Below are 11,564 nucleotides of genomic sequence, written 5' to 3'. Positions count from 1 at the left end.
GAGTAGTCGCCGAGAAAATCACCTTGCAAAAGCGGGGGCATCCACACACGCCCCGCCGCGAGCTGTTCCGCAGACCTGAAAGCTGCGCTTTGCCAAATCGATCGCCAAGACATGGACTTCCGCCATAATGACCTCCTTCGTCGCGCCCCCCTTCCGGGCGCCCTCCGACATCATACGACGCCGGCCGAAGGGGGCATCCACCCCATCAGTTCATGGTCCATTCGATCCCGAATCCTTTGAACGAACCAACGGCGCTCGGCTGGACACCAACCCCGTTACGCCGCTCTCCTCATGCCGTCATCATCCAAATTCCACCATAGCTTCGCGTTCAACGGCGTGGGAACGCCTTCGAACTGCGCCTCTACTCCGGCCACGACGGCTTGCGACGCCGCCCCGCGTGCATCGGCGATGTCAACCGTCCAATTCCCCATGGACGTCTCGCCCCGATCCGCGCCGGAAATCGTCGAAGCCGTATTCAAACGAATCGCACATCGCTCGCGGTCAGCGACGCCTTTGAAAGGCCGCTGAGGATGATGCTGTCGCCGAACACGTCTGTGATCACAGCGGAGCCGGCGGCGTTATCCGCCGTATGCGCCAACAATGCCTGCCAATCGGCGTTTTGATCGGCCGCGGTCAGACCCGCGCCAAAAGCCGAGGCGTTGAACTGCAAGGTGTCGTGTCCTGTCCCGCCACCGGCCACAAAGCCGTAGAGAATGTCCTGGCCCGCTCTGGGCGTAAAAACGAATGTCTCGTCGGTCAAACCGAAGGCCGTGATCGATTCGGACACATGCCCGCCGAATGTAAATGCGTTTCCGGCCGCCGTAGCCACAGTCGATTGTGTCGGAGAAAGCGTTATGGTCAGGTCATCGCCTTGCAGGAAAAGGCCGCCGCTCCCGTCCGCATTATCGAGCGCGTCGCCCAACACCGCGCCGGATTGGTAATTGCCGCTCTTGTCGACGTTCCATATCAGGAACTGTTTTTCAGTCGATTGGAGGGCGACTTCGTAGCCGTTCGCCGTCGCCTCCGCGCCGACCAGCGACCACCCGGGGAACTGGCCCGGCGTCACGCCCGCGCCCTGATACCGCAGGACAGGTCCCGTCGTCGGATTCCCGGCGCCATCCCTGCCGTAGAGCCAGCAATAGCCGCTCACCGTCACGAGGGCGACATTGCCGGTGTTTTCGATCACCCCGCTCGGCGAAATCGGCGCGCCGATCTTGCCGTCGCCGTCGAGGTCGAAACTGAGCTGCGTCTCATACGACCACAGACCCGGGTCGTTCGCCTCGACGCCCACATTGGAAACATAATTGCCGTCGGCGTCGACGCTCCAGATCGAAAACGACGTGAGAGCCGCATTCCGGAACGCCGCCAAATAGCCGCTCGCGGTTTGTTCCGCGGCGACTAGCGACCACCCGGAGAACTGACCCGGCGTCACGCCCGCGCCCTGATATCGCAGGACCGGCCCCGTCGTCGGATTTCCGGCGCCATCCCTGCCGTAGAGCCAGTAATAGCCGCTCACCGTCACGAGAGCGACATTGCCGGTGTTTTCGATCACCCCGCTCGGCGAAATCGGCGCGCCGATCTTGCCGTCGCCGTCGAGGTCGAAACTGAGCTGCGTCTCATACGACCACAGGCCGGGGTCGTTCTCCGCGACGCCCACATGGGAAAGATAATTGCCGTCGGCGGCGACGCTCCAGATCGAAAACGACGTGAGATCCGCGCTCCAGAACGCTGTCACATAGCCGCTCGCGGTTTGCTCCGCGGCGACCAGCGACCATCCGGGGAACTGGCCCGGCGTCACGCCCGCGCCCTGATGCCGCAGGACCGGCCCCGTCGTCGGAGTCCCGGCGCCGTCCCTGCCGTAGAGCCAGTAATAGCCGCCGACCGTCACGAGAGCGACATTGCCGGTGTTTTCGACCACGCCGCTCGGCGAAACCGGCGCGCCGATCTTGCCGTCGCCGTCGAGGTCGAAAGCGAGCTGCGTCTCATACGACCACAGACCCGGGTCGTTATCCTCGACGCCCACATTGGAAACATAATTGCCGCCGGCGTCGACGCTCCAGATCGAAAACGACGTGCTGTCCGCACTTCGGAACGCCGCCACATAACCGCTCGCCGTTTTTTCCGCGGCTGCCGGAGACCACCCGGAGAACTGGCCCTCAGTCACGTCGGCGCCCTGATATCGCAAGAGCGGCCCCCGCGTCGGATTCCCCGCGCCGTCCATGCCGTAGAGCCCGTAATAACCGCCCACCGCCACGAGAGCGACATTGCCGGCGTTCTCGATCACGCCGCTCGGCGAAAGCGGCGCGCCGATCTTGCCGTCGCCGCCGAGATCGAAATTGAACTGCGTCTCATACGACCACAGACGAGGGTCGTTCTTCTCGATGCCCACACTGGTGACGTAATTGCCGCCGGCGTCGACGCTCCAGATCGAATACGACGCGGCGTCCGCACTCCGGAGCGCCGCCACATAACCGCTCGCCGTTTGCGCCGCGGCTACCGGCGACCACCCCGAGAACTGGCCCGCAGTCACGGCGCCGCCCTGATATCGCAGAAGCGGCCCCGTCGTCGGATTCCCCGAGCCGTCCTTGCCGTAGAGCCCGTAATTATTGCCTGCCGCCACGAGAGCGATGTTGCCGGCGTTCTCGATCACGCCGCTCGGCGCATCGGCGAGCGTGGCGAGGGCGGCGATCGCGGATGCTCCAATTTGCGACCCGTCGGAGAAGGTGAGCTTCGTAAGCTGCGCATATGTGCCAGCGAACCAGTCGCGGACAGCGACTCGGCTCTCGGCGCCGATCACGGTGATGACGAGATCATTGCCGGACCGCATGAACCGGAGGTCGAATAGAGAAACGCCACCGCCCATAGCGAGTTCGCCTTGCGGAAGGGAAACGACGCTGACGCCATTGACGATCGTCTGAACGCCACCCGTCCCGGAAAACTCATAAATGTCGTATCCGCCGCCGCCGGTCAGTGTGCTGCCGGAGACGCCCTTGATCGTGTCGTTATATTTCGATCCGATGACATTGGTGAAATCGCGTAAGGTCGATCCGGTGCTGTCGCCGCCCGCGGCGAGATCGATCGTCACGCCGCTCGTCGCCCAGGAATAGCCGATGGTGTTTAGTCCGCCGCCGCCGTCGAGCGTATCCGCGCCGCCGCCGCCTTCGATGAAATTGTTCCCGGCGCCGCCGACGATGGAATTATCGTTCGAATCGCCCTTCAATATATCGTCGAAATTCGATCCGACGAGGTTTTGGATATGGATCAGTCCGTCCTGGTCGCGGCTGGTCTTCGATGAGAGATCGACGTTCACGGAGCCGCCGTTGTACTGGAAAGACGCCGTGGAAACGCCAGCAATGTTGTCATATAGGGAGAGCCTATTGATGTTGACGTTCGTAAGCGTCACGTTGGCGCTCGTTCCATAGGAGAGAATCAGGTTCACCGCCGAGTTCTGAAAGAAGAGCGTATCGGCCGTCACGAGAAAAGCGGCGAGATTTTTGCCCACGCCCGGGGCGAAACCGTTGACGACATCGCTCCCGTTGACGCCCGAGAAGAAAAACGCGTCGCTGCTCCGGTTCGCGTTCAAAGTTTCATTGCCTGCGCCGGCAATGAACAGCGTCGGATGATTGACATTGTCGCCGGAGTTGTTGGGTGTCGGCGGCGGCGCCGTCTCTCCTGGGGCGCCGAAGATGGTGTTGTCGTAGCCGAGCGCCTGGCCGGACGCACCGAGTGCGATTTTCATCGCACTCTTGGCGACGACCATATATTGGAAATCATGTGCGAGAGATTTGTAGAGCGCGGACGCCGCCTCCGCGTCACCCGAGCTCACAAATCCACCGCCGGCCGGCACCAATCCATTGACCTCGTTTTGAACGCGGAGAATGTTGCTGGCCGCGGTTACGGCGTCGGCCTGGGCCCGCACATAGGCGGCAATGGCGTCGGCCCACGCGCTCTGCGCTGTCGCAGCAGCTTGTCGGGCGGCGGCCGCCGAGGTCGAAAGATCCGCCGCGCTGGCGCCATTCGCCGCCACCGCCGCTATATCGTCGGCTCCCTGAGCATTCGCCGCCGCCTGCACCCGCGAGACGAAGGTCGTCACTTCCCTGATCAGAGCAGACATGCTCTGGCTGACGCTCTTCGCGTCGCCTTCGACATGCGGATAATAGGACACGCCACCGCCCGGAGAGGCGACATAAATTGCGCCGGCGATCTCGTAAATCGTCTGCAGACCGCTGCGATAGTTGCCGTTCGACTTCCCCATATAGTAATTGATGAGGCCGGCGTCGCCGGACAACCAATATAGCGGTCCATATTGGTCCTGCAGCACGCCGAGCGCGCCGCTCGCCTGACCGGCGGCCGATTGCGCCGTGCCCGACTGCACGCGCGCCAGCATATGCAGCGCCACGCCGCTCTGCAGCGTGATTTCTCGCGTCTCGCTCGGAACGAGGGACAGGCCGATATCGTCGATGACGCCGCTCGTCCCGTCGACGCGCCTGTAGGTCGCCGTCGAGACGACGCTGTTCCCATTGACGTCGCGACCGACCGCGTTGGTTTGCAAGCCGATCGACTGGATGCCGAGATCGGCCAAGCGGAACAGCTCGCCCGTTTGCGTCGCGCCGTCCTGATTCGCGTCGATCCATACCTGCAATTCATCGAAATAGCTTACGCCCGACGCCGGATCGATCAGCGATGTCGCTTCGGAGAACTCCGTCGCTCCCGGCTGCGCCAGAGTCGCGAGCGCGTCGAAGCCGGTCTGGCCCGCGGGCGGCGCCGCGCCGTCGCGCGTGAAATTCTGCCCGAACCATTCGGCCGAGCTGTCGACCACGCCATTGCGGTTGCGGTCGAAGACGAGAATGCCGTTGGTCGCGCCGACCCAGCCGATCTGCCGCCGCACGCCGTCGGCCAGGGCGTCGAAATGCGCCGCGCTCTGAGACTGCGCCACCAGCTCTATGCCGCGGCCGGCGAGATCGAGCACCAACGGATATTGCGGAACGCTGCCGCCGCCCGTGCCATAGCCCACCACCGTCACATCGATGATCGACGGCAGCGGAATGTCGCCGCCGAAGGCCGAGGCGAGTCCCATTCCCGTGAAATAGGCATTGCCGTAATAGGGCGCCGTCCCGGGCAAGGTTCCAGGTCCGGCGAGCAACGTCCGGTTGAAGAGATAATTCTGCGTCGCCGCCGCCACGGCCTCGTCGGTCAAAGCCGCATTGGCGAGCGCCTCTTCGTCATCGGGCAGATAGGAGGTATGAGAGTGGAGATAGCTCTGCGTGTTGACGAGGCTCGTATAAGAATTATTGGAGCCTGTGGAGAAGGCGCCGCTATAGGAGGCGGAGAAGGCCGAGGTCAGGGCGCCCGAGAGATCGCCAGCGCCGTTCCAGGAGACCCCGCCGACGTCGAACTGGCGGAGATTGTAGCGGCTGCTGCCGTCCGGGTTCTCGCCGATCAGGCTGAACACATAGCTGTTGCCGCCGCTCGCCTGGGTGAGCGTGACGGCGGCGTCGGTGCCGATGGCGAGCGTCGTGTCGAAGCCGTCATGCGTGGACCGAACGGTGAGGCCGTCGGACGCCGCGCTCACGATAGAGCCGGGCGCAAACGAGGTGGCCGCCGTGCCTCCGAGGAGGATCGAGCCGCTGTTGCCGGTGGAGCCCAAGTCGACCGCTCGGGACACGCCGTCGGCATCGGCCGACGTGAGCAGGCGAACGCCGCCGTTGCCGTCGAGGACGATGCCGGAGAGAGAGTTTTGAGCGAGCACAATCGAAGAGGCAGCGATCGTAGGATCGCTGCTGTCGCTGGCGAATTTCAAGGATTCACCGAACTTGCGCAGGACGATTTTCGCCGCGACATAAGGCTCTTCGACCGAGAGATAGAGGGCGTTGAGGAAATCGGACCAGAGGCCGCCCGAGGTCTGGGAACTGATCGGAGTCGAAACAAAGGCCCGCTGAGCCGCGGCGTCGGACGCGCGGAGAATGAGCATCTGCTTGTCGAGAGGGATGTTTTGCAGAAAGGAGCGATCGACGAAATTCGGCGCCAATCCAGCCGCCAAGTCGGCGTACGCAGGCCACGCATATTGATCTAGTATAATGCCGTAATCATTGCGGAATCTATCAACGATATTCCTAGTGTCGATAGCACCAACTTGGCTAAATGGCTGAATTGTACCATTCGAAGCATTGATTGCACTGATAACATTATTTGCCAACAGATCAGAAACGGGTTGAAACATGGCGTCATCAATTCCCATTCCTGTTGTCATTTGCGCATATATTGAAATATAATTTCGTACAAAGAAATGGATGAACGATGTTGAATACAGGTCGTTTATTTCTGCCGCATTTGTATACCACGCGATTGTATCCGCGCCGATTGGGGCAGGCAACCCTGCTTGTTTCGCAGCCGCGTTCTGCGCATTCAGGTCATCGCGAATAGATCTATATGCGGCAGGATAATTTTTGGCCGCGAGAGCCGAGTTCACCGCGGCGAGCGCCGAAGCACTGAGTTGATGTATGTCTTCCATGGCGGATTACTTTCGTAAAAGGTCGATTAATCGAGTCGTATTTTCGTATAGATTCTTCCAGTGTATAAGGTGATCGCTAGAGAAAACGACTACCAACTTCAGGTCAGAGTAGCCCACCTCGAACTGACATCCGCCTCCAACGGGACCGGGAGGGAAGCAGACTATCTCGAACTCGACCGTTGGACTCGGGGATGCGACATATCGATGCCATCCGAAACCTGTATCTCTGTCGTAGAGTTCCGTCAGTCCGAAAGCAGCCTGATGCATCGCAAATTTACTGTCGTTATTTTTTCTGTTCGCTATTATTTTTTCTACGCTGGTCACGGGTAATTCCTTGAGGCTTCCTAAAGAAATAAGCAGGCGATTCTTTGCATCATCGAGCTGATTGCTCTTTGGCGGCGCCGAGAAGTCCGGCCATCGAACAAAAAGTCGGATCACCGCTTCGTGCGGCCAGGCGGGGTTTGGATTGGGATCGCGGCTGTAGTCGGGCTTGTAGATCGATTCGAGAATGCCCTTCGGTATTACATATATATGCGCTCCGAGCTTCTGCGTGACGAATTCCTGCTGTACATTGTCCCGCCGCACAAAATCCTGCCGACTTGTCACAACGAGCGCGCTGGCCGCCGCAACAATGCAGAGCGTCGAAAATATGGCAGTGCGCAAAATATTCACCAAATCATTCTCTCATTTGTTTTGCTCTCTCGGCACACGCTAGATGAGCCTCTTGACAATAAGACGTTCGAGCGAGCTCCAATCCGAAGGCCGTCCGCGAATTTTTTCGATGCCGACGACCGATGCGCATCCTGACGTGCCCCTGAAAAATCCCACCAGCATCGATTAGAGTCCGGCCGATTGCAGGACGGACACGATGAAGAAGAAACGGTTCACGGAAGAGCAGATCATCGGGATTTTGCGGGAGCAGGAAGCCGGCGCGAAGGCGGCGGACCTCGCGCGCAAATATGCGGTTTCGGAGACGACGCTCTACAATTGGAAGGCCAAATTCGGCGGCATGGACGTTTCCGAGGCCAAGCGGCTGAAGGCGCTGGAGGAGGAAAACGCGCGTCTGAAGAAGCTCTTGGCCGATCAGATGCTCGATGCGGCGGCGCTTCGCGAGCTCCTGGCAAAAAAATGGTAGGGCCCGCCGTCAAGCGCGACGCCGTCGCGCACCTTCGGGCCGTGATGGGCCTGTCGGAACGTCGGGCCTGCCGGATCGTCGCGATCGATCGCAAGACGGCGCGCTACACGTCGAAGCGCCCGGCCGACGCCGAGCTTCGCGCCGAGCTGCGCGATCTCGCCAATGCGCGTCGGCGCTTCGGCTACCGGCGGCTGTTCGTCTTGCTTCGTCAGCGGGGCGAGCGCTCGGGCAAGAACCGCATCTATCGGCTCTACCGCGAGGAAGGGCTGACGGTCAAAAAACGCCGCGCGCGCCGCCGCGCCGTGGGAACACGGGCGCCGATTGTCGTCGAGGCGAAGCCGAATGCCCGATGGTCTCTCGATTTCGTGCACGACCAGCTCGCCAGCGGCCGACGATTCCGCATCCTGAACATCGTCGACGACGTGACGCGTGAATGCCTGGCGGCGATCCCGGACACGTCGATCTCTGGCAAGCGGGTTGCGCGCGAGCTGTCGGCGCTGATCGAAAGGCGCGGCAAGCCCAGCATGATCGTTTCCGACAATGGGACGGAATTCACCTCGAACGCCGTCCTGTCCTGGTCGGAGGCGAATAAGGTCGAATGGCATTTCATCATGCCGGGCAAGCCGATGCAGAACGGCTTCTGCGAGAGCTTCAACGGCCGCATGCGGGACGAGCTGCTCAACGAGACGCTGTTCTTCGGCCTCGACCATGCGAGAGAGAAAGTTCGCTCTTGGGTTCACGATTATAACCACCGGCGCCCGCATTCTTCGCTCGGCTATGCGACGCCGGCGGACTATGCGGCCGCGCTCACCGCAACAGGCGATCGGCTGCGCAACCCGGACCAGCTCCGCCGATCGCCTGTTGCTCACCCCACGCCCGCGGGCGTATCAACCGCCGGGACTCAACTCGCCGCTGGATGAAACTTCGGGGGCACGTCAATGAAGTTTGACGCTGCTGGGCGCCGAGGAAGACAAGACCAGTGCTGAGGCCGACATGGTTTGGCGAAGCGCAACTTGCGCGGATCCGCTTGTGAATTCCCAATTGACGAAAAAGCGTCTTGCGGTCCCTGATGCCAACACCCTCAGCCAACCCCTCATTTTCATCCAACGGCGAGCACGGCGGCCGTCACTGAGTTTTGCATGATGAACGCCTGGAGGCGTTCCAAGAGCGCGATCAATTTCGGCTCTGGCATGTTCGGATTGGCGCCATAATAGAGGCATCCCTGGTGGAACAAGGAAAGGACGCGGCGCTTGGTCGTGTTGCTTTTGAGCAGGCGCTCCATGCCGTGCGCCCCACCGGCTCCGCCGAGCAGGGTCAGCAACAGGAACGCGATGGCGCCAATCAGCAGCTCGGTCTTCTCGTCCGCGCCGAAAAGCCCCTCGGTCTGCCGCGCGTCGTCCGCCAACCTATTTCGGCACCCCCGTGCCGACTTGGCTGGGCGTGGCGCCAGAAGCGGAGGCCCGGTCCGGCGCGGACTTTGGTCTAGCCGCAGGGCCTTCGGCGGCCAGTCCCGGCTTCGCAGACATCGGGGAGCGCGAATTGACATTCTCGCGCTGCACCTTTCCGTCCGCCACCACTCGCGCGGCCTTGATCCTGTCGCGAAGAAAGGCGAGGCGGCGTTTCGCGTTGGTCGCTTCCTGCTCGGTAACGAATTGCGTCACCGCGCCGTCGAGATCGATGCGCGGAGCTCCAGGAATCATCCCGCGCAAATAATCGAGGCCCGTCACAAAGACCCAGAGAGCCTTTCGCACCTTCGGCAGATCGAGATCGGGACGGCGCTCGAGGATATCGCTGTGAATGCCGATCGCTACCGCTGGCCGGCCGCGGACGTCGCGCGGCTTGAAGCAGGCTGGAAAGCTCATGACCAGCTCGGCGAGCACGGCATGACCTTCGCTCGCCGGGATTTTACGGGATCGCGCTCTGCTCTCGAACTCGAGAAGGAGCCGCTCGGCCTGCCCGATCTCTTCGGATGTGATCGCGGCTCGCACGACGCCATCGAGATCGACGCGCGGCGATCCGGCGATCACGCTGCGGTAATATTCCGGAACAGCGGTGTAGACCTGCAGAGCCCGGCCCAGCCGGTCGGGATCGATGTGAGGCCGGTGGAGGAGGATGTCCGCTTCCACCCCGATGGCGAGCGGCGGTTGATCTTTTGCGCCATGCGGTTTGAAGCAGGCGGGGAAGGCCTCGATCAATTCATCGAGAAGCGCGCGAACTTCGGCATGAGAGCGCTTTTGCGCCTCCCGGTCGATCGAGCGCCGCGATTGGTCTGCTGCTTGGCTCTCTGTCGTGTCGGTCATGAGGACCCGTCTTCGAGATTGGCGAAATTTTCAATGACTAGCCAACGGGTTCGCTAGATCGCGATTCATTATGATCGAGCGCGCGGGGCGCACCGTCCCGGTCGCAATCGCGCGTCGCCGCTAAGGTCGCGCGCCGCCGGCCGCTCGAGAGTTTCGCGCGAATTCTCCCTGCATTGCAAGACCGTCCCGTGATCGGGAAATTTCGATAGAGATACGCGCACCTCCATGTTCGGCTCGGGACGTCTTCCAACACGAGGATCCCATGTCCACAGTCATATTTCGTCCAACCCATCGCGGCGATATACGCCATCGAAATATGTCCAGGCTCGCAACCGCTCTCTTGCTGGCGTTCGCCGTCCCCGCCTTCGCCGGCGATCCTGTTCCCGTTACCGAGAGAGGTCTCCCGCAAACAGTGCATCCGACCTATCAGGAAAAAGGCGCGCCAAATTTCTCCTATCCGACCGGCTCGACAGATGTCGGGTCCGGGGGAGGCAACAATCCCGGCGGCGGCAATATCGACTACACGGCTTGCAGCGGCTGCGATCCGCTGCAAACGATGAACGCTCAGTCTTGGGGCGGCCAAGCGTGCGACGCCGCCACGACGGTCGGCGTCAGCTGCGCGTCGCTCGCCGCCACCTGCGTCATGGAATCGGGCTGCAAAAACGTCCAGGGCGCCGGAACCGTCTCCGGGGCGTTTCAAATGACCAATGCGACTTACACGGAAACGATCAATCAGGCGGCGGCGGACAATCCGAACGCAGGGATCGACACGAGCCTCGCCGGGAAAAACGATCCCGCCAATCAAGCCTGGGGCGCCGCACAATACGAGTACAATGGCGCAACGTACCTACAAGATAACGGAGTCCAGGATCCGACATTCATTGACGTGAGAGGCTATTATCAGTTCGGCCCGGGCCCTTCCGTCAACTTGGCGAAGGCCAACGACAGCGACAACCTCGAAGGAATTGTTCATTTGCCGCCTCAGACGATGGCCGCGAACGGCATTACGCCAACGACGACGGTCGGCGATTGGCGTCAATCCATCGCCAACAGAGTCGACCCCACGGCCGGACAGTCCGTCTTGAATTAGCCGTAACGCGAAGGGAATAGTATCATGATCTCATTAATCAATCCGATCCTCGCCGCAAGTTTCCTTGTGCTTCAAGCGGGCGGCGCCGGGAGCTTTACGCCAGTTAGGCCAATCGAGGGTTATAAATGTTTGAGAGTCCACATCCCGGAAGAACGTAGATTTGATCCCAGCGCGGTGCCTCTGGTGTTCGCGGCTCCGACCGAGGCGTCGAAGCTAATTGGACATAGTGGAGTGGCCGCGTTCGTAAAATGGCCCTTGAACGAGGTCGATGGTTTCGTCGAGATAATTTGGGGAGATCACGGCATAAAAGCCTGGATCCATAAGGACGTCCTTCGGCCCTGGCGAACGAAGTGGACTCCACCCGGACCAGCGTCCGAATGCATCCCGACACTGATGTCGAACGGGATGATCGGAATCGGCAACGCGATCCCGTATAAACATCAGTAGCGGTCTGCCCTCCCAAACGACGTCGCCTGTTGATTTCCACTGAGAGCTGACCCAGGCAGCACGAGTTTTTCCACCGAGAAC

At 61.2% G+C, this 11,564-nt stretch carries 6 protein-coding genes; 2 read left to right on the top strand and 4 right to left on the bottom strand.

Features of this window, described 5'->3' with window-relative positions; genetic code table 11:
• Positions 1-475: 475 nt before the first annotated feature.
• The gene (locus KP010_RS22005; protein ID WP_216281819.1) at positions 476-6,028 is read right to left on the bottom strand and encodes a hypothetical protein; all 5,553 of its coding nucleotides are present in this window, start codon (positions 6,026-6,028) and stop codon (positions 476-478) included.
• Between the two features lie 489 nt (positions 6,029-6,517).
• Positions 6,518-7,183 carry a hypothetical protein gene (locus tag KP010_RS22000; protein ID WP_216281817.1) on the bottom strand — a complete coding sequence of 222 codons (666 nt, stop codon included), beginning with the start codon at positions 7,181-7,183 and terminating at the stop codon, positions 6,518-6,520.
• A 196-nt stretch (positions 7,184-7,379) separates the two neighbouring features.
• Between KP010_RS22000 and KP010_RS21995 the strand changes: the two genes are divergently transcribed.
• A protein-coding gene (locus KP010_RS21995; protein ID WP_216281815.1) for an IS3 family transposase occupies positions 7,380-8,566 on the top strand; the annotation gives its coding sequence in 2 pieces (ribosomal slippage) (positions 7,380-7,632 and positions 7,632-8,566; 1,188 coding nt in all).
• A 179-nt stretch (positions 8,567-8,745) separates the two neighbouring features.
• Here KP010_RS21995 and KP010_RS21990 read toward each other — a convergent pair.
• Positions 8,746-9,051 carry a hypothetical protein gene (locus tag KP010_RS21990; protein ID WP_216281813.1) on the bottom strand — a complete coding sequence of 102 codons (306 nt, stop codon included), beginning with the start codon at positions 9,049-9,051 and terminating at the stop codon, positions 8,746-8,748.
• A 1-nt stretch (position 9,052) separates the two neighbouring features.
• Complete coding sequence (locus KP010_RS21985) at positions 9,053-9,946, bottom strand: ProQ/FINO family protein (protein ID WP_216281811.1); 894 nt, start codon at positions 9,944-9,946, stop codon at positions 9,053-9,055.
• A gap of 340 nt (positions 9,947-10,286) precedes the next feature.
• On the opposite strand from KP010_RS21985, the gene KP010_RS21980 reads away from it, so the two are divergent.
• Entirely contained in the window at positions 10,287-11,036 is a 750-nt protein-coding gene (locus tag KP010_RS21980; RefSeq protein WP_216281808.1) for a hypothetical protein, read from the top strand.
• The last annotated feature ends 528 nt before the right edge of the window (positions 11,037-11,564 follow it).

It is taken from the genome of Methylosinus sp. KRF6 (assembly GCF_018887255.1).
Taxonomy (GTDB): Bacteria; Pseudomonadota; Alphaproteobacteria; order Rhizobiales; family Beijerinckiaceae; genus Methylosinus; species Methylosinus sporium.
This window is presented reverse-complemented; position numbering and strand designations above follow the sequence as displayed.

Excerpts from the sequence above, each read along its gene's own strand:
- KP010_RS21985 (WP_216281811.1), bottom strand. The coding sequence starts at position 9,946 with ATGACCGACACGACAGAGAGCCAAGCAGCAGACCAATCGCGGCGCTCG.